The organism is Streptomyces sp. CMB-StM0423 (assembly GCF_002847285.1).
GTDB lineage: Bacteria > Actinomycetota > Actinomycetes > Streptomycetales > Streptomycetaceae > Streptomyces.
The window spans coordinates 355,081-376,043 of sequence record NZ_CP025407.1; the positions used below are offsets into that span (position 1 = coordinate 355,081).

Genomic DNA, 20,963 nt, shown 5'->3' on the forward strand with positions numbered 1-20,963 from the left:
CCTGCACAACCCGGCCCGGCGGGTGATGATGGCCAGGACCGCATGTGCCGCGGAGGCGCGGCGGGAGCACGCGACCGAGGCGGACGACCGGGGCGACGCAAGGGGCTGTCTTGGGCGAGAAGGACGAGCTGCGGGCCAACCGCGAGAAGCGGCACTTCGACAGGACGACCGAGCCGGGCGGCGAGCGCACCGCGCGCGACGCAGCCGCACCGGGTGAAGAGGGCGAGCCGACGTTCGTGGTGCAGATCCACGACGCGAGCACGGTGCACTTCGACTTCCGCCTTGAAGTCGGCGGCGTCCTGAAGTCCTGGGCGGTCCCCAAAGGGCCCTCCACCGATCCCCACGACAAGAGGCTCGCCATCCCTACCGAGGACCACCCCCTGGACTACCTGGAGTTCGAGGGCGTGATCCCCGAGGGGGACTACGGCGGCGGCACCGTCATCGTCTGGGACACCGGCACCTATCGCCCGATCAGCCACGACAAGCACGGGCGGCCGGTGCCGTTCGGGCAGGCCATCGACGACGGCCACGCCGTCTTCGAGTTGCACGGCCGGAAGCTGCACGGCCGGTACGCGCTCACCCGCTTCCGCGGCGGCGGCCAGGGCGGCGGCTCCGGTGAGAAGCCGATGTGGCTGCTCGTACGGACCGGATCCGGCCGCGGCACCGGCGGCACGCCGGATCCGCAGCGGGCCCGCTCCGCGCGCAGCGGCCGTACGCTGCGCCAGGTCGCCGAGTCGCCGGACGCGCGCCGTTGGCACCCGGACGGCGGCGGCCGCGGGTGAGCGTCGTAGTGGCCGGGGCATCCCCGAGGGCGGCCAGAGGCGCGGGCGCTGGGCCGGCCTCGGGAAGGACGGCTCAGATCCCGGTCGTGCGGCATGTGGTGTGGCCGCAGGCTCGGAGGGTCGCGTTTGCGGCGTCCGACTGCGGGCAGACGGACTTACGTGCTTCGGACCAGAGGCACGCCGCGGGAGCGGATGGCTTGTCAGCCGTCGGCGCTCCGGCCGCGTAGGGTCCGGGTGTCGTTTGCGGCCCGCTCACCGGTGCGCCGTGAGCACGCCGCAGCCTTCCTCCCGTGAGAACCGAACGTTCGCAACTCGCCCGAGGGAGGCCCCGTGGCACATGTCCAGGCAAGGAGAAGGCACCCGCACCACGACGCACCCGACACCTCCGCGCAGTTCCGCCGGCTCGCCGGCATGCCGGAAGGCGCCGGCAGGAATGCGCTGCGGCAGGAGGTCGTACGCGCCTGGATGCCGATGGCCGCGCGGCTCGCCCGCCGCTTCAGAAACCGTGGCGAAGCGCTGGAGGACCTGGAACAGGTCGCACACCTCGGCCTGGTCAAGGCCGTCGGACGCTACGACCCCGAGCGCGGCCACGCCTTCGAGAGCTTCGCCGTACCGACGATCGTGGGCGAGCTGAAGCGCCATTTCCGCGACCACATGTGGGGCGTCCACGTGCCCCGCCGGGTTCAGGATCTGCGTAACCGCGTCCGCAGCGCGAGCATGGCGCTGGCCACCACCGCCGACGACCGCTTCCCGCCGACGGCGGACATCGCCGAGACCGCCGGCCTCACCGAGGACGAGGTACGCACGGGACTGGAGGCCCTGGGGAGCTACACCACCCTCTCCCTGGACGCCGACCTGACCGGCACCGAGGACGGCTTCTCGCTCGCCGACGCCTTGGGCAGCGCTGAACCCGGGTTCGACCAGGCCGTGGACCGCGAGGCCGTGCGACCGCATCTGAGCAGGCTGCCGGAACGCGAACGCGAGATCCTCTACCTGCGCTTCTTCCGCGACATGACCCAAAGGAGCATCGCCGGGCACCTGGGCATCTCGCAGATGTACGTCTCCCGGCTGATCAGCCGTACCTGCGAGCGCGTCCAGGAGCGCGTGGAAGTGGACCGGATCGCCGCGTAGACAGGTGTCTGAACTTCCGGCTGACGGGTACCGGGGAAGTCCCGCTCGACGGCACCGGGCCGTCGTATCCCCGGGCGAAGGAGACAGTCATGGCCGATCAGCAGGTCCACGAGATCATGACCGCGGCGCCGGTCGCGGTGGCACGCTGACCGCGGCGCCGGAAGTCGCCCGCAGGATGCGCGACGACGACATCGGCGCCGTCCTGGTCACCGACGACAACGAGTTGCGCAGGCTGGTCACCGACCGCGACCTCGTCGTGCGCGTCCTGGCCGCCGGCGGGGATCCCGGACACCACCGTCGCCGACGCCTGCAGCCAGGATCTGGTCAGCGTCGGCCGTGGTACGCGACCCGACGTCCGCCCCGGGCGACATCAGCACGGCGATGCCCAACAACTGACCCGCCCCGCACCGGGCGCCGCCGGCGGCGGACCTGCTCAGCGTGCGAGCAGGGTGCCGAGCGGCCCGAGGTCCAGGTTCAGGTCGTCGCGGGTCAGGCCGTGCTCCGCGCAGAGTTCGTCCATGCGCCGGTCGAGCAGCATCAGCGTCGTGCCGATCCGCTCCACCTGTTCGTCGGTGAGGTCGTCCTGGTCGCAACGGCGAAGCGCCTGCCGCTCCATGAGCTGACGGAGCAACTCGACGACGGTCAGAACGAGGGAGACCAGGTCGCGGCCGACCCGGTCGGGGTCGAGGTCCAGCCGGCCGGCCGCCGGACCGCGTGCCGTCTGGTGCGAGGTCAGCGTCACAGCGGACCACCGTCTCCCCACGGGGCGGCCACGCGCTCGTTGATGGACGACAGCAGCGCGTGCAGGGAAACGCGCACAAGCGGCACCTCCGCGATCGCCAGCACGAGATCGCCGCTGACCACGACACCCGTGTTGAGCACCCGGTCGAGCAGGTCCACCAGCGGCACCCCGATGGGTGCGCCGCGGTCCGGTTCCTCCCAGGCGACGACCTCGCCCACGTGTTCACCCACCGGCACCTGTCACACCTGCTTCCGCGAAGGAGTACGGCACCCACGGGCCGGTCAGTTCGATCTCGACGTCCCGGTACTCCGGGCTCTGCCGCAGTCGTCGTACCGCGTCGACGACTTCGCCGGCACGCGTCTCGTCGACCAGGTAGGCGCCGTTCAGGAGATGCGCGCCGCGCCCCGGGGTGAGGTCGGTGTCATGCGGACGCAGCCGACGTCCGGCGACGGCGAGATCCGCGAAGACCCGGTCCACCTCCTCGACGACCTGGAGACCGGCCTCCTGCCGGCGTTCGCGCTCGTGCCGCACGCCGCGCAGCCGGTCCAGATACGCGTGGCCCGGGCGGACTGCCGCGCGCTCGTCGTCGCGGCGCTCCGGCGTGTGCGCGGCAGGCACGGAGCGGCGCGCGGCCGGCCGCGCGTAGACCTTCACGCCCCACTCCGCCCGGCCGGCGATCCGCCGCAGAGCCACGGTGAAGCGGTCACGGTCGGCGCCGAGCGCGGCCCCGGCCCGCGCGTCGCCGCGATAGATCGTCGCCAGCGGGAGGGGCAGGACCGGTGCCGTGGTGGCCGTCGCGGCGACGACGGCGTGGTGGGCGCGGGCGCAGCGTTCCAGCTCCGTACGGTCCGTCAGCCGTTCCCGCAGGGCTTCCTCGCCGAACTCCGCGGCCGGTACGTCCTGCACCACGGCGGCGAGATCACCGAACCGCAGCAGCCGCACGGGGGCGCCGGGCGCCTGCCCCGCCAACCCGGCCAGGGCGGACTCGTCACCGCCGCGGCAGACCGCGTAGACGTACGTGGCCGTCGTTGCGGGCGCGGCCGGCGGCGCCGCCCCGCGTACCGTCCCGGTCATCCGTGGCACCCCTTCCGTACGGACTCCCAGCCGCCCGCCCCGGGGCGCTCGGGCCGGTCGCCCCCCACGCTCGCCTCAAGCTCCGCGACCCGCTCGCGCAGCCGCGCGTTCTCCTCGTCGACGGCGTCGCGGTGCGCACGGGTGGAGAGCGCCGGGTCGGTCTCCCACCAGTCGATGCCCGCCTTCTTGGCCGTCTCGACGGACGCGACGAACAGGCGGAGGCGGATGGTCAGCAGCTCGATGTCGAGCAGGTCGATCTTGATGTCTCCGGCGATGACGATGCCCTTGTCGAGGACGCGTTCGAGGATGTCGGCGAGGTTGGCCGGTCCCGAGGGGGTGGAGGGCAGGTGGGTGATGGGCCGGTCAAGGACGTGATCCGTCACGTTCTCCGGCCCCCTCGCCGCCGCCCGTCGTCGTCGTCCTCTTCTTCCTCGTCCTCTTCTTCCTCGTCCTCTTCTTCCTCGTCCTCTTCCTCTTCCTCGCCGCCTTCCTCTTGGTCCTCGTCCTCGTACTGCTCGTTCTCCTCGCGTTCCTCTTCCTCCATGGCCTCGTCGTGGCTGCGGACGACCTCGCCGTCGCGGATCTCACCGCGCCAGCCCTCCGCGTCCTCCGACTGGAGCGTGACGTAGCGCTGGAAGTGCTTGAGGTCGAGCCGGAGCCGACGGCCCTGGGCGCGCCAGATGTTGCCGGTCTTCTCGACGAACCCGGACGGGTAGTACTCGACGACCACCGCCACGCGCGTCAGCTCGTCGTCCAGGATGTGGAAGCTCACCGCGCCGCTCGTCGTTCCCTTCGACCCCTCGGACGACCACACGATCCGCTGGTCCGGGACCTGCTCCGAGACGGTTGCCTCGTAGCTGCGGGAGGAGGGCCAGACGCGCACTTTCCAGGTGGTCTTGGTGTCGTCCTCGGGGTCCCGGGTGACGTTGCTGACGCCGTTCATGAAGCCGCCGAACTCCTCGAACTGCGTGAAGTGGTCGTAGACCACGCGCAGGGGGCGGCCGATGTCGACGTGCTCGATGATGTTGATCGCTTTGAGGTCGCCCGGCTTGCTCCCGCCGTCGTCCGCGCCGACGGCCTCCTTCGCCTTGCCGACGACCTTGTCCTTGGTCTCCTTCGCCTTCTCGGCCGCCAGCGCCTTCACGGGGTTCTCGCCCTTGACGGCGCGGGCGGCGGTCTCCGCGAGGGCGCCCCCGCCGTCCTGCGCGAGCTTGCCCGGGTCGGCGATGTCGGTGAGCTTGTCGGTGGCCTTGCCGACCGCGTGCTTGCCGACCGCGCCCAGGTACTCCATGAGTTCCTCGCGCAAGCGCGCCAGCGGCGCGGCGTCGGCGGTGGCGTCGGTGTCCTTACTTCCGCGCTGCGGTGTCATGACCGCTGCCTCCTGGAGGGCCGGTCGGCCGCCTTCGTACGCGTGCTCTTCGCGGTGCCGCGGCTGCCGCGTTCGGCGCCGGCGGCCGCCTTCTGCCGCGGCCCGGAGGCGGTGGGCCGGGCGCTGCCGGCCGTCTTCCTACGGGCCGGGGGCCTCCGCTTCGACGCGGCGGTGTGCCGGTCCCGGCCCTCGTCGTCCTCATCCTGTCCGGCACGTGCGTGACGGGCTTCGCGCTCCTCCCCCAGTTCTCCGAGGCGGTCCGTACGCTCGCGCAGGGAGTCGGTGAGGGAAGTGACCCGGCGGTCGACGAGCGAGCCGATCGCCTCCCGCGCGGCCGTCATCATCTGGTCCGTGGCCTGGCCGGACGCCGCCGCGAGCTGCGGGGTGTCGGCGATCCTCCGGGCGCCCATGCCCAGCAGGTCCTGCGGGGCGAGCCGCCTGCCCGCGACGAGGGCGGCGAGGGTGAGGGCGAGCTTGGCCTTCCTCGTCCTGCCGAGGAGATAGCCCCCGGCGACTCCGGCAAGCACAGTCGTCTTATAGCTGTCCGTCATGACCCACTTCCTGGGTTCAGAGGGTGGTCGGGGTAGTGGGGGCCACCGGCGGGGCCGGGGCCACCGGGATCGGCCGGCACCGCGGCGAGGGCGGTGCCGGGCTGCTCCAGCAGGTCGAGGATGCGCTCCTCCTCGCGTTCGAACTCCTCCTCGCCGAGCTCCCCCGCCTCGTACGCGCGGTTCAGCTCGCCGAGCTGGACCCGCAGCGTGGCCGGGTCGTAGAGCTCCTGCTCCGCGGCGTCGAGCAGCCGGCCCGCCACCCACTCCACGCCCCGCACGGGCACCAGCGGCAGCAGCATCAGCCCGGTGAGCAGACCCATGTCAGCTCCTCACCGCTACGGGCCGCGGGGCGGTGCCGGCGGCGGCACGGCTGCCCTCCCGGGGAACGAAGCTGTAGCAGGGCAGCGGGCCCGTCAGCCGCAGCTCCACCATGTCCCGCAGTTCGGCCGACCTGCGGTCGACCAGCTCTCTGCACCGCTCCGCGTGCGCCTGGGGCATGAGATAGGAGGTGTTGAGCACGCACCCGGGCACCTCGGCACCCTGGACGCACTCGTCGGCGAGCACCGCCAGCTCCTGCGCGACGCCGTCGGCGGCTTGGGCGGCCCGCCGGGCGAGGGCCTCGGCAATGGCCGAGCCGAGCCGGACGCTGCCCTCGTAGGACGGCCGCCGGCGGACGTCCGCCGCCAGCCGCCGTACGGCCGGGTCGGCCCGCACGAGTGCCTCCACGCCGCCCTGTGCGGGCATGGCCTTGAGGTTCATCTCGGTGCGGCGATCGAGCCTTCGCAGGGTGGCGAGGTGTGTCGCGGCCGCGGCGTCGAGGGCGCGTCGTACCGTCTCCTCGCCGTCGGCGACCATCCCGAACCGCATCGGCAGGACGGGGGCCACTGCGCAGAGGGCCAGCAGCAGGTCCTGGTGGCCGGTCAGATCGCGCCTGCGTGCGCGCAGATCGGGCGGCACGTCGCTGACGACCGCAGCCAGCTCGCCCGCGGGCAGCAGCCGGACCGGGGCCGGCGGCCTGCCCACGCCCCGGAGGTCGAGCGGCAGCGCCAGGTCGGCGTGGACGACCGCGTACACGTAGAGCGGAGAGGGGGCCACGGCTCACGCCGCCCTGGAGTGCTTGCTCGAACGGCCGGAGGTTTTCGAGGCGGACTTCTTGGCCGGCTTGGAGCGGGTGCCCGAAGCACGTTTGCGGGGCGGTGCCTTCTTCGTCTCCTCCTCGTACCGCTCGTCGTACCCGTCCTCCCGGTCGTCGTCCTCGTCGATCCCGATCGCCTCCTTGACGCGACCGCCGAGGGACCTGGCGGCCCTCTTGGCCCCGGTGGTGGCGACGGCGCTGCGGGACATGCCGGCGAACAGGTCGGGGACCGTCCGGCTGGAGGCGTCCTCGTTGAGGTCGAGACGGTTGCAGACCTCGGCGAAGCGAAGGTAGGTGTCGACGCTGGCGACCACGATGCGGGCGTCGATCTTGAGGATCTCGATGCCGACGAGCGACACCCGGACGAAGATGTCGATGACCATGCCGCGGTCGAGGATCAGCTCAAGGACGTCGTAGAGGGTTCCGGCACGCGGGACACAGACTGCGGCCTCGTTGTACGTGGTGGTGGTCGTCGACATAGGGGCTCTTCCTCTTCCAGGGGTACGGCGTTGTCGCCGTCAGTCGTCCCGTGCGCCGCGCCGGTAGCGCCTGATCCGCTCGTACTCGACGAGGCGTCCCCCGCTGTCGAGTTCCACCGCGTAGGTCGCCAGCAGGCTGGTCGTGTCCGGGATCCGCGGCACTTCGAGCACGTCCACGTGCACCCGCCAGCCCTCCTCGGCCCGGCGCACGGCAGACACGCCTTCGGTCTCGTGGCTGATGAGGCGCGCCAGGCTGCGGCACGCACGGCGGGCGGCCTCCTCGGGCCCGTCGACCGCGTGGTCGGCCTTGCTCCCGGAGGGACGCTTCGAGGTGGACTTCGCGGCAGGTCGGGCCCGCCGTTCGCGTTGCTCGGACACAGGCTCAGTCTGTGGCGGCTCCGGTATCCCCGCACGTGGCGGTGGTCCATACGGGGAGCGGTGACGAGGCGATGGGCGGCATCGCGGAGGCGGCGGGGAAGGTACGGGCGGCTTTTCGCCGGAGCCCGGCACCCCTTGTTCAGTGCGGTGGCGGTTTCGGGTCCAGGGCGTTGCCGACGGTGCGGCCGCCCTCTCCGGGCATCCGCTGGATCCGGGGCGGCACCCACACCTCGGTGGCGCCGGGGCCCACGCGGGCAAGAACGCAGTCCTGCGCGTCGAAGCCGTTGCCCTCGACGGTCAGAAGCACCCCGACCCGGCCGCCGTCCGCCTGCACCTCGGTACGGATCGCCGGATCCAGGTCCAGGGCGGCGAGCGTACGGCGCACCTCGGCCGCGTCACCCCGTCGAGGCCGGAAGCCAGGCGCCCGACCTCCTCCGCCGTGCGCGGGAGCTGGCTGTACGGCCGCTCGCCCGCCTTCCTGGCCGCTTCCCGTGCGGCGTCCGTCGCCTCGCCCTCGGGAAACCGCACCACCCCGCACCCGGCGGCGAACAGCAACAGCGGGACGAGCAGCAGCAGTCGGCGCATGCGACCACCCTTCCGCCGCCGCGCGCGGCGGCAATCGCCCACGTACTCAGAGGGGTGCAGGGGAGGGTACTCAGCGGGTGCGGCGATCAGACGCGGGCGCCCGCGAGGTTTCCGGGCGGGTGTACACCTCGTCCTCTGGACCAGCAGCTCCGCTGCGGCGGGCAAACGCAGGAGACAGCATCCACACTCTGCACCCGGGAGGCGTGAGCACGCCCCCGCACCCCGCCGTACCGGGCGGGTCAGGTACCTCCCTGGACCAGCAGGAAGATGCGCTCGGGGTCGAAGGGTGTCCAGAAAGGCGCCGGCACGCCCGCAAGGCGCAGACGGCAGGCCGTGCCGCCCTCCGGGTCGGTCCACCAGGCGGTGATGGTGCCCGGCCAGGGCCGGCCGGACCGGTCGTACACCTCGACCCGCCGGTACGCAGGGGTGGCCTGGCCCTCGGGAGGTGCCGCGGGGGGGGCGCAGGTTGTCGATGACGCCCTCCACCTCCGCTGCGCGGTTCTCCTCCTCGCCCACTCTCCCGCCTCCTTCGTCCAGTCATTCATTCATTGCGCAATGTAGAAAGTATCAGCGGATCACCAGGTGTAGCCGGGATTGACCTCCATGCACGCGGACTCGTCGTCCCCGACGAGGGGGTTGGCACTGTCCGGTGCCTTGCCCGGGGGCTCGGCAGCGGCTTCTTCCGGATAGCGGGTGTCCGTGCGCCAGTCCGCGCCGATGACCAGCGTCACCGACGGCACCTGGGCCGACTGGCGGACCGCCTGCCGTGGCAGGCCCAGCGCCTCGGCCACCGCGAGGGCGTTGCCGCGCTCCTCCGCGCTGCCATAGGTCAGCGTGGTGTCGGCCTGGGAGGCGGGGGTGGCGTCGGTCGTCGCCCCGGTGAAGCCGAGACCGGCCAGGTGCTCACTGATCTCACCGGCCCGGCCGGTGACCGGCGCCTGCGCGGCGGTCCCGGTGCCGTTCCGGACCGTCACGGCGATGGCGGGTGCGGGATCGGCATCGGGAGCGGGCGAGGAGGCGGGCCCGCTCCCGTCGTCCCTCGCGCCCTTGCCGTCGAAGGCCCGGTCCTCGCGCAGCAGAGTCCACAGTTGATCGGCGTCGCCCTCCTGCGGAATGACGCGGTTCGGGTCCTGGGGCGCGTACGCGAACGGCATGGTGGTCATGGTGATACGCCCGGCGGGCACGCGCTTGAGTTCGCCCGCCAGGTCGTGCAGCTTCTTGATCGACCCCAGCCCGTCGTCGACGGTGAGCGCGTCGGTGGCGGCGGAGGCCAGGGCGCGCAGCTTGCCCGGGTCGGTCAGCTTCGTACCGGCCTTGAGTTCGCGGACCATCGCGTTCATGTACTGGTGCTGGGCGTGCGCCCGGCCGATGTCGCTGCCGTCCTCGAAGCCGTGCCGGGTACGCAGCCACTGCAGCGCCTGCTCTCCCTGGACCACCGTGGTGCCCTTCTCCAGCCGCAGCCCGGATTTCGGGTCGTCCACGTTGTCCCGTACGCATACGGGCACGCCGCCGACCGCGTCCGCCATCTGCACCACCCCGGCGAAGTCGACCATGACGAAGTGGTCGACCGGGACCCCGGTCAGCTCCTCCCAGGCGGCCACCGTGCAGCCGGGACCGCCGTGCTGGAGGCTGGTGTTGATCTGCGCCGCGCTCTCCTCGGGATAGACGGTGCCGTCCTTGGGATCGGTGCACTCGGGGATCGTGACGAGCGTGTCGCGGGGCACGCTGACCACGGACATGTTGCTGCGGTCGGCCGCGACGTGCAGCAGCATCTGCACGTCCGCCAGCGGGTCGCTGCCCACCGATGCCTTCGAGCCGCCCAGTTGGAGGTTCTCCTCGGAGTTCCGGCTGTCGGAACCGATCAGCAGGATGTTCAACGGTGTCTGCCCGGCGGCGTTCGGCGCCTCGTCGTCGAGCTTGTTCCTGCCGAGGTGGAGTTCCTCCTTGGACAGCTTGCTGTTGAGGTACTCGTAGTAGAGGTAGCCCGCCCCCGCGCAGGCGACGATCAGTCCGGACACACCGCCCGCGACCCACCGCAGCACGCGGCGCCTGCGGCGGCGTGGCGTTCCGCCGGGTCCGTGCCTCGCCTCATGTCCGGCACCCGAGGGTCCTGTTGCCCCGGCACCGCGCTGCGGTGGCACGGCGTCCGGGGAGAGGTCGCCGTACGAGCCGGGGTCGTCGGCGGCGGGATACGGGCGCCGGTGTGCGCCGTGTCCGCGGGCTGTGCCGCGACTCAATCGTGCCTCCTGGTCCATCGGATGGATCGCGGGTGCGGAGAGGTGCCGGCACCTGGTGGATGAGAGTGGCGATCCGGGTGACGGGATCCGGAGGGCTGCCCCTTCCGGCGGCGCCCCGGGCTTCCGGGGCCGCCGCCGTGGACTTCCCGTGGCGTCAGATGTTGACGCCGAAGTCCTGAGCGATGCCGGCCAGTCCGGACGCGTAGCCCTGGCCTACCGCCCGGAACTTCCACTCCGCGCCGTGCCGGTAGAGCTCGCCGAAGACCATGGCGGTCTCGGTGGAGGCGTCCTCGCTGAGGTCGTACCGGGCCAGCTCGGCGCCGCCCGCCTGGTTGACCACGCGGATGAAGGCGTTGCGGACCTGGCCGAAGTTCTGCTGGCGGGTGTCGGCGTCGTGGATGGACACCGGGAAGACGATCTTGGCCACTTCCGCGGGCACGGCGGCGAGATTGATGTTGATGGACTCGTCGTCGCCTTCGCCCTCGCCGGTGAGGTTGTCCCCGGTGTGCTGAACGGAGCCGTCGGGGCTGGTCAGGTTGTTGTAGAAGACGAAGTGCCGGTCGGAGACGACCTTGCCGGCGTCGTTGCACAGCATGGCGCTGGCGTCCAGGTCGTATTCGGCTCCCGTGGTCGTGCGCACATCCCAGCCGAGGCCGACGGTCACCGCCGTCAGGCCCGGCGCCTCCTTCGAGAGCGAGACGTTGCCACCTTTGGAGAGGCTGACCCCCATGTGATTCCTCCACTGAGATTCGTAAGGCTGTCGTACTCACCGGATCAACGTCGGCGACCCGACCGGAGTTCCTTAGTTGCGCAAGTAGCAAAACTACACTCGGCAGGAGCGTGCCGCAGACCACCGGGTGCGGGCGTCGGGGTGAGCCAACATGTTACTGTTGCGCAATATTTGAAGTGTTGAGGACTCCGGGACCGCCGGCGAGGCGGTTCGGGGTCACCGCCCCGGCGCGAAGGTGAGAGTGATGTTCGGACGGCTCGGACCCGCGGAGGTCATCCTTGTTCTGGTCGTCGTCATCCTGTTGTTCGGCGCGAAGAAGCTGCCGGACATGGCCCGTTCGCTCGGCAAGTCGGCCCGCATCCTCAAGAGCGAGGCCAAGGCGATGAAGAACGAGGGCCCGCCGGACGAGGCCCCCGCGGCGAATCCGCCGCACCCCGGGCCCAGGACCGTCGAGGCCGCCCCGGGGGAGGTGGGCGGTTCCCGCCCGGCCGCGGACAGGCAGCCGCAGAACGCGGAGCAGGCGCGCCCGCAGCAGGCGCAGCGCCCGGGGAGCCATCAGGAGCAGACCGTGGCCGGGGACGACCACGGCACACCATGAGGACGCGGGTTGCTACACGTTGCCCGGCGTGAGGGGCGCGGAGAGAAGGATCCCGAGGGGCGTATGGCCCTCGCGGACCACCTCCGCGAGCTGCGCGACCGGCTGATCAAGGCGATCGGGGCCATCCTGGTCGTGACGATCGCCGCGCTCTTCGTCTACCAGGACATCGTCGACTTCCTGATGGACCCGGTGCTGAGGTCCGTGGGCTGCCGGGACGGGCTGCAGGCGTCGGACATCGGCGAGCAGAAGGGCTGCGCCGACTTCACGGTGAACGGGCTGCTGTCGCCGTTCACGATCATGCTCAAGGTCTCCTTCCTGACCGGTCTGGTGCTGGCGACGCCGGTCTGGCTGTACCAGTTGTGGGCCTTCCTCGCCCCCGGCCTGCACAAGCACGAGAAGAAGTACTCGCTCGGCTTCGTCGCCGCCGGCGTGCCGCTCTTCGTCGGCGGCGCCTACTTCGCGTACCGGATCCTGCCCACGACCGCCGAGGTGCTGCTGGACTTCACCCCAGAGAACGCGAAGAACCTGCTGCCCCTGCCCGACTTCATCGACCTGCTGACCCGCATGGTCATCGTCTTCGGGCTCTCCTTCGAGCTGCCGCTGGTGCTGGTGATGCTCAACTTGGGCGGCGCCGTCACCGGCCGCCGGATGCTCGGCTGGTGGCGCTGGATGATCATGGGCATCACCACGTTCGGTGCCGTCGCCACTCCCAGCACCGACCCCATCGGCATGTTCGCCCTGGCCGGCCCGGTGATCGTGCTCTACTTCGCGGCCACCGGGTTCGCCCTGCTCAACGACCGCCGCCGGGCCCGCGTGGCCGCCCGGGGACCGGCGGACGACGAGGCGTCCGACCTCGACCTCACCCCCGCGGACGTGGGCGCGCCCGAGGACGTCACCGAGGCCGAGCCAGTCTCCGCGGTGCTGCCCGGGCAGGCCACCGGCGAACCGGGAGACGCGGGCCGGGCGCCGGACGACCGCGCACCGCGGCGAAGCGGTGACGACGACGCCACCTGAGCCCTCGCACGGTGCCGGGGACGCGAATCGGACGTGCGGCCGGGACCGGCCGGTTCCGTACCGGCGGACGGGCCGCCTGCCGGGCGCGGTGGGCGCGTCCTCGGCTTACCTAGACTGAGCGCTCGGACGCGGGGCGGCGGAACGTCAGGAGAGAGCGGTGGCCAGGAGTATCGGTGATGAAGACCCGCCGGCAGATGTGCTCGCCGAGGCGGCCGGGACCTGCGGCCTGCTTGCCTCGCCGGCCCGGCTGCACATCCTCTGGGCGCTCGCGCACGGCGAGAGCGACGTGACCGGGCTGGCCGAGCGGGTGGGCGGGGCGCTGCCGTCGGTGAGCCAGCACCTGACGAAGCTGAAGCTGGCGGGATTGGTGCGCTCCCGGCGGGAGGGCCGGCGCGTGGTGTACGTGATCGACGACCCCGATGTGGTGAGCATGGTGCACTGGCTGGTCGGCCCCCGGACCGAGGGCGGACGCGGGGGACGGATGCGTGACCTGGGCGCCTGAGGCCGCGGCGCGCCGCGGTGCGGCGGAGCCCCGTCCCCCGGGCGCCGCGACCGAGGCAGCGGGTCACACCAGGCTGCAGATGCTGCGCCTGCTGGACTCCTCCCCCCGCGGGCTGGTGGAGAAGGAGGCCGAGGAGCGGCTGCTGCATTGGGGGGAGAACACGCCTCCCGAGCCGGCCGCGCTGCCGTGGATTCGACGTTTCGGGCGCGGGCTGCGGGATCCCTTCACGGCGGTGCTGCTGTGCCTGGCCCTCGTCTCGGCGGCGGTGGCGTCCTGGGGAATCGCCTGCGTGATCCTTTTCCTGGTAGGGGTCAGTTGCGGGCTGCGGGCGACCAGCGAATACCGGGCCGACGCCTCCGCCGCGTCGCTCTGCGACCGCCTGCCCGCCACCGCGACGGTGCAGCGCCGCCCCGGCCCGGACGCCGCACCGCGGGTCCGCGAGATCCCGTCCTGGGAACTGGTCCCGGGTGACGTGGTGCGGCTGGGCCCGGGCGACGTGGTGCCGGCGGATATCCGGCTGCTGCGCGCCGCCCGGTTCCACGTGCACCAGGCCGCCCTGACCGGCGAGTCCGCGCCGGTGGCCAAGTACCCCGTCGACGCACCGCCGGCACACGAGAAGACGACGCTGCCGGCCCGCTCACACCTGGTGTTCCAAGGCAGCAGCGTCGTCTCCGGCAGTGGCGTCGGCCTGGTGGTGGCCACCGGAGCCGACACCCAGTACGCCGGCCACGGGCCGCAGCGGGACGGCGCGACAGGGCGGCGGACCGCGTTCGACCGCTCGGTGCACCGGATCGCCTGGATACTCATCCGCTTCATGCTGCTGACGCCCCCGCTGGTGCTCCTGGCCAACGCCCTGCTGCGCGACAGGGGGCTGGAGACGCTGCCCTTCGCCGTGGCGGTCGCGGTCAGCCTGACACCGGAGATGCTTCCGGTGATCGTCACCACCGCGCTGGCCCGGGGCGCCACCGGCCTGGCCCGCGACCGGAACGTGATCGTCAGGCGGCTCTCCGCGCTCCACGACCTGGGCGCCATGGACGTGCTGTGTACCGACAAGACCGGCACCCTCACCCAGGACCGCCCGGTCGTCGCCGGCTACCTCGATGCCGAGGGCCGCCCGGCTGCGCAGGTACTCCACTGGGGTGCCGTGAACAGTCTGTGGACACTGCAACTGGCCGACCCACCGGCACCGGACCCGCTGGACGACGCGGTCCTCGAAGCCGCGGAGGGCATGCATACCGCGCTACTGCGGTACGAGGGGGTGGCCGCCCTTCCGTTCGACCCGGAACGCCGCATCGCCACCGCCGTCGTAGGCGACCCGGGAAGGCCGGGCACGCACACCGTCGTCGTCAAAGGCGCCGTCGGTGCGGTCCTCGACCGGTGCACCCGTCTCCTCGGACCGGACGGGGAAGAGCCACTCGACGCCCCCGGCCGGGACCTGCTGGCCGCTCTCGCCGACCAGCAGGCCGGCCAGGGACTGCGGCTGCTGGCCGTGGCCCGCGCCGAGCGCCCCGCCCGCCTCGGCCCGTACGCGCACCCCGACGAACACGGCCTGACCTTCCTCGGCCTCCTCGCCTTCCACGACCACGCAACACGGACAGCCGGCCCGGCCCTCGCCGAACTCGCCGAGCGGGGCGTCACCGTGAAGGTCCTCACCGGCGACCACGCGGCCACCGCCGCCCGCGCCTGCCGCGATCTCGGACTCGCCCCCGGAACGGTGGTCGACGCCGACCGCATCGACGGCCTCTCCGACGGCGAACTCGCCGAACTCGCCACCGCCACCACGGTCTTCGCCCGCTGCACGCCCACCCACAAGGCCCGCATCGTGCGCGCGCTCGGCGACGCCGGGCACGTCACCGGCTACCTGGGCGACGGACTCAACGACCTGCCCGCGCTGCGCGCCGCCGACGTCGCGCTCGCCCCGCAGGGCGCGGTGGACGTCACCCGGCAGTCCGCCGACGTCGTGCTCGCCGCCAAGGACCTGACCGCCATCGGGCACGCGATCACGACCGGCCGGTACAGCAGCAGCAACATCACCACCTATCTGCACATCACCCTCTCCTCCAACCTGGGCAACGTGGTGGCGATGCTCACCGCCGCGCTGCTGCTGCCGTTCCTGCCGATGCTCCCGGCCCAGGTCCTCGCGCAGAACCTGTGCTTCGACGCCGCGCAGCTCTCCCTCGCCTTCGACCGCCCCTCCCCCGCCGCACTGCGCCGCCCCCGGGCGCTCCATCCGCGGGACTTCCTCCGCTTCGTCACCGGCTTCGGGGCGCTGAACGCGGTCGCCGACCTGGCCACCTTCGCCGTACTGGTGTGGGCGGTACAGCAGACGGACAGCGGGCAGCAGGCGGCGTTCCACACCGGCTGGTTCACCGAGAACCTCCTCACCCAGGCGCTGGTGATGCTCATGCTGCGTACGGCTTGCGCACCTCGGGAAGGCCGCGCCCCCCTGCCGCTACGGCTGGCCGCGGCCGCACTCGCCGCCATCGGCTTGGCCCTCCCCCTCTCTCCGCTGGGCTCCGCCCTGGGCATGAGTTCGCTACCGCCGACCTACTACCTGATACTCGCCGCCGTCCTCGCGCTCTACGCGGCAGCCCTGGCCCTCGCGCGCAACCGCTACCGGCGGCGTACGACCGGATGACGCGCGTCGGCGGCGAGAGGTTCACCGTCCCTGGCGATCACGGGTGCCGTCCTGCTGGTGTTCGTCGGTGGCGACCTCGTAGCCGTGTCCGGCCGCGTAGCGCAGGGTGGCGGCGTGGCCGTAGGACTGGCCGAGCCGGGTCAGCCAGGCAGGGGGTCAGCCAGGCGGGGTCGTGCCGGCGCCGGTCGTACTCGCTGATGATCGCCTCGAACGAGCCGTCCGGTTGCCTGGCGAAGCCGATGTCGTTGCTCACCGGGCCGATGCGGGCGCGGCGGATGACCACCGCGGCGCGCTCCGGGCGGGCGTCGACCCGCCTGCCGGTGAGCCGGTCCAGGCTCGCGGCTGCGCGGGCCAGCATGGCTGGGGGCCGCAACGGAAGACTCAGTACGTTGCCGCTGATCCGGACCCGTTCCGTGCGTGCCGCGACGTACGACATCAGGGTCCAGGTGTCCTGGAACGCCGACTGGTACGGGTGGTCCTGGAAGCTGACGAAGTCGAGTCCGGCCCGCTCGGACGTCAGGGCCAGCTCGACCGGCGCCTGAGGTGGGCGGGCGGCGGGGGTGACGAAGCTGCCGAACCACAGTTCGTGGCCGTAGTCAGTCACAGGTTGCCTCCTCCGGGGTGGTTCGTGGAAGGCGTGAGAGCGAAGTTGTCGCTGAACACACCTTCCGGGTCGTAGACGGTCTTGAGCTGGCGCAGACGCGCAAGGGTCCGTGGGGGCCAGACCTCGGCGAGACACTCGGGACGGAGGCTGGACTCGAAGCTGAGGTGAAGGCCGTGGAGGAAGGGGCTCAGCTCCGCCCATGCCTTGTCGACCGCCTCGTCCGCACTGTCCATCACCACGAGCGAGGAGCTCGCCTCGCGGTGGGCATAGGCGGTGGCGTCCGAGGGAACATCGGCGACGGCGCCGCCGACCGAGCGGAGCTGGAACCATCCGATCGCTCCGCTGCGGATCACGCGGGCGGCCCCCGCAGCGAACTGCGGGGTCTCCCGGAGTTCATCGGGAACCGGACGCTTCGATAGATCAGCACCCGCACCCGGCACATCCGCTGAGGCAGGCGCCGGGGTCAGACCCGGACGTGCGCGGCCGCCCAGGAGGTGTGGTCGTACGAGGTGGAGCCGTTGGCGTCCTGGACCACCAGCCGGAGCAGGCGGACGCCGGTGACGTCCACGTCCACCTCCCGCGGCCCGGCGGCCGCGGTGAGCGTGCCGCTCTCGTACAGCAGGCGGCCGTCGCCCCACACCTGCGCGGCCGTCGCGCCGTTCGCGCTCTGGGACGCGGAGAAGTCGTCGATGCCGACGACCGCGGTCATCCGGGTCGCGGCGGCGCCGAGGTGGTAGACGATCTCGGAGGGGGCGTGCACGCCCAGCCCCTTGGCGTAGGTCACCCCGCCGAAGCCGATCGGGGTGCCGTCGCCCGCGGCCTGGCGGCCGTTGCTGCGGTCCCGCTCCACCGGTCCCCAGCCGTTGCCGGCGGACACCCACTCCAGGTCGCTGAGGAAGCTGTCGCGCCGCGGTGCGGGCGGCGGCACGGCCACGGTCCGGGACGCCGGGTAGCGCAGGGCGGCGCGGCCGTACGCCGCCGTGCCCTCGGCGCGCAGCAGGCGCGGGCCCGCGGCGGCGTCGCCGCGCGCCGGGGTGACCTCGACCGTCGTCCGCAGGACGGCCCCCGGCCGGAGCACGGCGGCGCGGGCCGGTCCGGCGGGGCGCAGCCGCCAGCCGGCGGGCGCGTGCAGCCGGATCCTGGCGTCGGTCCAGGCCCGGCCGGAGCCGTTGGCGAGGGTTGCGGTGACGGTGAAGGGTTCGCCGGGATAGGCGATTTCGGGGGACTCGATACGGGTCCCGAAGCGCTCGCGCTCGTACTCCCCGGCCCAGGACGACCGCAGCAGGCCGGTGAGCTCGGCCACCACGCCCGGGTACTCGGCGGCGACGTCCCTGGTCTCCGCCGGGTCCGCGGCCAGGTCGTACAGTTCGAAGTCCCACGCGGCGTCCGGCACCTCCCGGTCCCGGCCGGGCGCGAACCGCACCGCCTTCCAGTCGCGGCGGCGCACGGACTCGGCGAGCCGGAGGATCCGGCCGCCGTCGACCGCGTGGGCGCGCTTCGTGGACCCCGGGTCGTTGCGGTACCAGTACAGGTGGTGGTGGACCGGGGCCTGCGCCGGGCGGGCGGCCAGCAGGGACGCGGCGGAGAGCCCGTCGACGTCGCGCGGCGCCGGGGCGCCGGCCACCTCGGCGAGGGTCGGCAGCAGGTCGGTCAGCGGCGTGGGCCGCTCGCTGACGCCGGGCCGTACGGTCCCCGGGCGCCAGGCGATCAGGGGGACGCGTACGCCGCCCTCGTAGAGGTTGCGCTTGTAGCCCCGCAGCGGCCCGTTCTCGTCGAAGAGGTCGGGGTCGACGCCGCCCTCCTCGTGCGGGCCGTTGTCGCTGGAGAACAGCAGCAGGGTGTCGCGGTGCACGCCGAGCCGGACCAGCGCGTCCACGACCGCACCCACCAGCGCGTCCAGCCTGGTGATCTGGGCCGCGTGGCCCTTGTCCGCCTCGCTCCACGGGCGGTCGGCGTACTCGCCCTGGTCGGGGATGTCGCTGGGGGCGTGGGGCACGTTGGGGTTGAGCATGAGGAGGAAGGGCTCGCCGGCGTGGGCGTCGAGGAAGGAGACGGCCCGTTCCTGGAGGAGGTCGATGACGAAGGCGCCGCGCGCGCCGTCGGCGTTCTCGGGGATCTGCTCCTTCGCGCCGTTGTGCCAGAGGTACTGCGGGTAGTACTGGTGTGCGTGCCCGTGCGTGATGTAGCCGTAGAAGTCGGTGAACCCGCGGGCGTTGGGGTGACTCGGCTGGTCCGCCTCCTCGGGCCCGAAACCCCACTTGCCGATGCACGCCGTGCGGTAGCCCCGGCCCCGCAGCACCTCGGCGAAGGTCGTGTCGTCCTCGGTGAGGGAGCCCTGCGGGCCGCCGAACGGGTTCTCCCGTACCCGCCCGTGCCCCGCGTGCACCCCGGTCAGCGCCGCGCAGCGCGACGGGGCGCACACGGCCGCCGCCGAGTACGCCTGGGTGAACCGCAGCCCCTCGGCCGCCAGCCGGTCGAGCCGGGGCGTGCGGACGAGCCGCTGTCCGTACGCGCCGACGCCGCCGTACCCGAGGTCATCGGCGAGGATCACGACGACGTTCGGCCGCCCGCCGCCGCCCTGCACCGCGGGGCTCCGGCCTTCGGCGCGGGCGCTTCCGGGGGGCAGCGCGGCGAGGCCGAGCGCGGCGGACCCGGCAAGGAAGTGACGACGGCTGGACACGGCGGGGCTCCTTCACAGAACGCACGCCGCCCACGGGCACGTGGGCGGCTTCTCCGTGATCGTGCGTGGTCACAGGGGTGCCAGGCCATGCACGGCTTGTGAAGTACCCGTGAAATCCACCGCACGGGCGGCGCGTTTGGCGGCTGACCGCGTGACGCCCCGTCAGCCGCGGGCCGCCGGAATCGCACGTACGTGGCCAGCCGTGCACGACGCACGGGCAGGCACCACAGGGTGCCGCCTTGGTGTATGTCGGTCGGGTCAGTAGGGGTACCGGGGCGAAGCCCGGTCTGGGCCGGTCGACCAGGGCGCGGCCGGCCGTGCCGACGTAGGCGGCGAAGACGCCGATCTGGCAGTTCTCGGTGCGGCCTGCAGTGCCGGAGTACTGCCGCTGGACAAGGAGATCTTCCGCCCACGCGAGTTCCTGCTGCGCCGGGGAAGAGTGATCGCCGCCAACCCGGCACTGGCCGAGCGCGATCTGATCAAGCTCGCCGACATCGCCGACGCGCTGGCACCGGCGCTGGAGCGCCGCGGCGTCGAGCCCGGAAAAGCACGCTTCATCATCGACGTGGTGCTGGCGATCCACCGGCGTGCCATGCCCCGCTGGCTAGCCGAGCCGGACACCACCCTCGCTCAGCTCATGGCCCAGGCCGCCGCCGAGCTGCGCGAAGTGGTCGCGCCACCAGCTCCGACAGTCCACTGAGTCGGCCGCAAAGAGGAGTAGCGCCCACCAGGCCGACCGCGACCCGCTCCAGCGAGATCGGCTGGGCTCCCTCATGGGCGATCAAGCCCGTTAACAGTACCGGCTCGCCGCGATGACCAGGCACATCGGCTTCGCCAGCAGTAGCACGCGGGCCTATCGGCTGCCGCGGGCGTCGTTCAAGAGGAGCAACATCCGGTGCCCGCACGGCTTGGTGGAACGCCGCCGTGACGGTGTCCGCGCCGACGTCGGGCAGCGGCTGTTCGGAGCCCGTCGCGGCCGGGAAGCGGCGTAGCGCCTCGGCCAGGGCGCGCACGGCGTGCTGCGGTTGTCGCCTCGCAGGTAAGCGTAGAACCGGCTGTCCGGGAAACGGCCTTACCTCAGTGCGGTTTCCTGGTCCATCGGGTCTGATGCACGATCGGGTGACATCTTGACCTGCCACCCGAATCTGCATCAGACCCGACCGACCCAGTAGGCGCGCTGCGCGCCGAACGGATGGGACGGGTCGAGCGGGAAGCCGGGATACAGGGCGCCTCCAGAAGGGGGTCCGGCTGCGGTTCAGCGGGCGTCGGTGCGGCGGGGACGGCGCGGGGGCGGCTGGATGGGGCTCTGCCAGGCCAGGGCCACCGCCACTTCGGGCGGCAGATGTCCGAACTGGCTGTCCTCGTCCCGCCCTTCGGCGAGGTGGACGACGGGCCGGCCGGTCTCGTCCACGGACGGCAGCACCTGCGCGAGGCGGTGGGCCATCGGGAAGAAGGGGTTCATCGCCTGACGGACCGGGGCGTCCCGGTTGCAGGCGGACAGAAGGGTGATGAGATCGCCGACGGTCATCTCCGGACACTCACCCGGCCGCACAGCCTCGGAACTGGTGGAGCAACCGTTGCCAGCGTGAGCCGCGGTCATGAGCAATCACCTCTCTGACCTGGTGGTTTTCGGCAAGGTCGTCGACGTTGACATGCTCTCAACCCACTTGGCCAGTCTTTCCGCGATCTTCCTTGTCTGCCTCCGGCGAACTGTGGTCCTTTGCCATTGTGGGA

Annotated in this window: 23 protein-coding genes and 2 pseudogenes; 8 read left to right on the top strand and 17 right to left on the bottom strand. The window is 72.3% G+C overall.

Annotation, left to right across the window (positions count from 1 at the left end; genetic code table 11):
* Positions 1-110: 110 nt before the first annotated feature.
* The 3 genes and pseudogenes from CXR04_RS01535 to CXR04_RS36815 all read left to right on the top strand — a co-directional run.
* Entirely contained in the window at positions 111-782 is a 672-nt protein-coding gene (locus tag CXR04_RS01535) for a DNA polymerase ligase N-terminal domain-containing protein (RefSeq protein ID WP_101420105.1), read from the top strand.
* A gap of 330 nt (positions 783-1,112) precedes the next feature.
* Positions 1,113-1,913 (top strand): SigB/SigF/SigG family RNA polymerase sigma factor, encoded by an 801-nt coding sequence (locus tag CXR04_RS01540; protein ID WP_101420106.1) that lies wholly within the window; start codon positions 1,113-1,115, stop codon positions 1,911-1,913.
* A gap of 89 nt (positions 1,914-2,002) precedes the next feature.
* Positions 2,003-2,266: pseudogene (locus CXR04_RS36815) on the top strand (CBS domain-containing protein); the annotation flags it as partial.
* 80 nt (positions 2,267-2,346) lie between these two features.
* Here the strand turns inward: CXR04_RS36815 and CXR04_RS01550 are convergent.
* The 13 genes from CXR04_RS01550 to CXR04_RS01610 form a co-directional block, all read right to left on the bottom strand.
* Positions 2,347-2,655, bottom strand: coding sequence for a gas vesicle protein K (locus CXR04_RS01550; protein WP_101420107.1), 309 nt, complete (start codon positions 2,653-2,655; stop codon positions 2,347-2,349).
* Positions 2,652-2,891, bottom strand: coding sequence for a gas vesicle protein (locus tag CXR04_RS01555; RefSeq protein ID WP_047019436.1), 240 nt, complete (start codon positions 2,889-2,891; stop codon positions 2,652-2,654). Before CXR04_RS01555 ends, CXR04_RS01550 begins: the two co-directional genes overlap by 4 nt.
* Positions 2,878-3,729, bottom strand: coding sequence for a GvpL/GvpF family gas vesicle protein (locus CXR04_RS01560; protein ID WP_101420108.1), 852 nt, complete (start codon positions 3,727-3,729; stop codon positions 2,878-2,880). Before CXR04_RS01560 ends, CXR04_RS01555 begins: the two co-directional genes overlap by 14 nt.
* Positions 3,726-4,112: a gas vesicle protein gene (locus tag CXR04_RS01565; RefSeq protein WP_101420109.1), complete on the bottom strand. Its 387-nt coding sequence runs from the start codon at positions 4,110-4,112 to the stop codon at positions 3,726-3,728. Before CXR04_RS01565 ends, CXR04_RS01560 begins: the two co-directional genes overlap by 4 nt.
* Positions 4,109-5,098, bottom strand: a complete 990-nt coding sequence (locus CXR04_RS01570) for an SRPBCC family protein (protein WP_101420110.1) — start codon at positions 5,096-5,098, stop codon at positions 4,109-4,111. Before CXR04_RS01570 ends, CXR04_RS01565 begins: the two co-directional genes overlap by 4 nt.
* Positions 5,095-5,649 carry a hypothetical protein gene (locus CXR04_RS01575; RefSeq protein ID WP_234379984.1) on the bottom strand — a complete coding sequence of 185 codons (555 nt, stop codon included), beginning with the start codon at positions 5,647-5,649 and terminating at the stop codon, positions 5,095-5,097. Before CXR04_RS01575 ends, CXR04_RS01570 begins: the two co-directional genes overlap by 4 nt.
* A complete protein-coding gene (locus CXR04_RS01580) occupies positions 5,646-5,969 on the bottom strand; it encodes a gas vesicle protein GvpG (protein ID WP_199850368.1) in 324 nt (107 codons plus the stop codon). The genes CXR04_RS01575 and CXR04_RS01580 overlap by 4 nt, the downstream gene beginning before the upstream one ends.
* Before the next feature lies 1 nt (position 5,970).
* Positions 5,971-6,744 carry a GvpL/GvpF family gas vesicle protein gene (locus CXR04_RS01585; RefSeq protein WP_101420112.1) on the bottom strand — a complete coding sequence of 258 codons (774 nt, stop codon included), beginning with the start codon at positions 6,742-6,744 and terminating at the stop codon, positions 5,971-5,973.
* 3 nt (positions 6,745-6,747) lie between these two features.
* A complete protein-coding gene (gvpJ, locus tag CXR04_RS01590) occupies positions 6,748-7,263 on the bottom strand; it encodes a gas vesicle protein GvpJ (protein ID WP_101420113.1) in 516 nt (171 codons plus the stop codon).
* A 39-nt stretch (positions 7,264-7,302) separates the two neighbouring features.
* Positions 7,303-7,641, bottom strand: a complete 339-nt coding sequence (gvpO, locus tag CXR04_RS01595) for a gas vesicle protein GvpO (RefSeq protein ID WP_101420114.1) — start codon at positions 7,639-7,641, stop codon at positions 7,303-7,305.
* Between the two features lie 139 nt (positions 7,642-7,780).
* Positions 7,781-8,026 carry a hypothetical protein gene (locus tag CXR04_RS35465; RefSeq protein ID WP_234379985.1) on the bottom strand — a complete coding sequence of 82 codons (246 nt, stop codon included), beginning with the start codon at positions 8,024-8,026 and terminating at the stop codon, positions 7,781-7,783.
* Between the two features lie 775 nt (positions 8,027-8,801).
* A complete protein-coding gene (locus tag CXR04_RS01605; RefSeq protein WP_101420115.1) occupies positions 8,802-10,481 on the bottom strand; it encodes an LCP family protein in 1,680 nt (559 codons plus the stop codon).
* 136 nt (positions 10,482-10,617) lie between these two features.
* Complete coding sequence (locus tag CXR04_RS01610) at positions 10,618-11,193, bottom strand: TerD family protein (RefSeq protein ID WP_101420116.1); 576 nt, start codon at positions 11,191-11,193, stop codon at positions 10,618-10,620.
* A gap of 244 nt (positions 11,194-11,437) precedes the next feature.
* Here CXR04_RS01610 and tatA point away from each other — a divergent pair.
* From tatA to mgtA, 4 genes and pseudogenes are all read left to right on the top strand, one after another.
* Positions 11,438-11,713, top strand: a pseudogene (tatA, locus tag CXR04_RS01615) (Sec-independent protein translocase subunit TatA); the annotation flags it as partial.
* Positions 11,714-11,854: 141 nt separating this feature from the next.
* A complete protein-coding gene (gene tatC, locus CXR04_RS01620; protein ID WP_101420118.1) occupies positions 11,855-12,805 on the top strand; it encodes a twin-arginine translocase subunit TatC in 951 nt (316 codons plus the stop codon).
* Between the two features lie 157 nt (positions 12,806-12,962).
* Positions 12,963-13,307, top strand: coding sequence for an ArsR/SmtB family transcription factor (locus CXR04_RS01625; RefSeq protein ID WP_101420119.1), 345 nt, complete (start codon positions 12,963-12,965; stop codon positions 13,305-13,307).
* The gene (gene mgtA / locus CXR04_RS01630; RefSeq protein ID WP_234379986.1) at positions 13,291-15,945 is read left to right on the top strand and encodes a magnesium-translocating P-type ATPase; all 2,655 of its coding nucleotides are present in this window, start codon (positions 13,291-13,293) and stop codon (positions 15,943-15,945) included. Before CXR04_RS01625 ends, mgtA begins: the two co-directional genes overlap by 17 nt.
* A 37-nt stretch (positions 15,946-15,982) precedes the next feature.
* Here the strand turns inward: mgtA and CXR04_RS35470 are convergent, their stop codons facing one another.
* From CXR04_RS35470 to CXR04_RS01645, 3 genes are all read right to left on the bottom strand, one after another.
* Positions 15,983-16,549: an LLM class flavin-dependent oxidoreductase gene (locus CXR04_RS35470; RefSeq protein WP_234379987.1), complete on the bottom strand. Its 567-nt coding sequence runs from the start codon at positions 16,547-16,549 to the stop codon at positions 15,983-15,985.
* Positions 16,546-16,902 (bottom strand): hypothetical protein, encoded by a 357-nt coding sequence (locus tag CXR04_RS01640; RefSeq protein WP_101420120.1) that lies wholly within the window; start codon positions 16,900-16,902, stop codon positions 16,546-16,548. The genes CXR04_RS35470 and CXR04_RS01640 overlap by 4 nt, the downstream gene beginning before the upstream one ends.
* Positions 16,903-17,012: 110 nt before the next feature.
* The gene (locus CXR04_RS01645) at positions 17,013-19,229 is read right to left on the bottom strand and encodes a sulfatase-like hydrolase/transferase (protein ID WP_101420121.1); all 2,217 of its coding nucleotides are present in this window, start codon (positions 19,227-19,229) and stop codon (positions 17,013-17,015) included.
* Positions 19,230-19,653: 424 nt separating this feature from the next.
* Here CXR04_RS01645 and CXR04_RS01650 point away from each other — a divergent pair, with 424 nt between their 5' ends.
* A complete protein-coding gene (locus CXR04_RS01650) occupies positions 19,654-19,929 on the top strand; it encodes an acyl-CoA-like ligand-binding transcription factor (RefSeq protein WP_159072432.1) in 276 nt (91 codons plus the stop codon).
* A 555-nt stretch (positions 19,930-20,484) separates the two neighbouring features.
* On the opposite strand, the gene CXR04_RS01655 is transcribed toward CXR04_RS01650, so the two are convergent.
* On the bottom strand, positions 20,485-20,757 hold the full coding sequence (locus CXR04_RS01655) for a hypothetical protein (protein ID WP_101420123.1): 273 nt from the start codon (positions 20,755-20,757) through the stop codon (positions 20,485-20,487).
* Positions 20,758-20,963 lie beyond the last annotated feature (206 nt).

Excerpts from the sequence above, each read along its gene's own strand:
- CXR04_RS01560 (WP_101420108.1), bottom strand. The coding sequence starts at position 3,729 with ATGACCGGGACGGTACGCGGGGCGGCGCCGCCGGCCGCGCCCGCAACG.
- CXR04_RS01570 (WP_101420110.1), bottom strand. The coding sequence starts at position 5,098 with ATGACACCGCAGCGCGGAAGTAAGGACACCGACGCCACCGCCGACGCC.
- CXR04_RS01575 (WP_234379984.1), bottom strand. The coding sequence starts at position 5,649 with ATGACGGACAGCTATAAGACGACTGTGCTTGCCGGAGTCGCCGGGGGC.
- CXR04_RS01580 (WP_199850368.1), bottom strand. The coding sequence starts at position 5,969 with ATGGGTCTGCTCACCGGGCTGATGCTGCTGCCGCTGGTGCCCGTGCGG.
- gvpJ (WP_101420113.1), bottom strand. The coding sequence starts at position 7,263 with ATGTCGACGACCACCACCACGTACAACGAGGCCGCAGTCTGTGTCCCG.
- CXR04_RS01605 (WP_101420115.1), bottom strand. The coding sequence starts at position 10,481 with ATGGACCAGGAGGCACGATTGAGTCGCGGCACAGCCCGCGGACACGGC.
- CXR04_RS01610 (WP_101420116.1), bottom strand. The coding sequence starts at position 11,193 with ATGGGGGTCAGCCTCTCCAAAGGTGGCAACGTCTCGCTCTCGAAGGAG.
- tatC (WP_101420118.1), top strand. The coding sequence starts at position 11,855 with ATGGCCCTCGCGGACCACCTCCGCGAGCTGCGCGACCGGCTGATCAAG.
- CXR04_RS01655 (WP_101420123.1), bottom strand. The coding sequence starts at position 20,757 with ATGACCGTCGGCGATCTCATCACCCTTCTGTCCGCCTGCAACCGGGAC.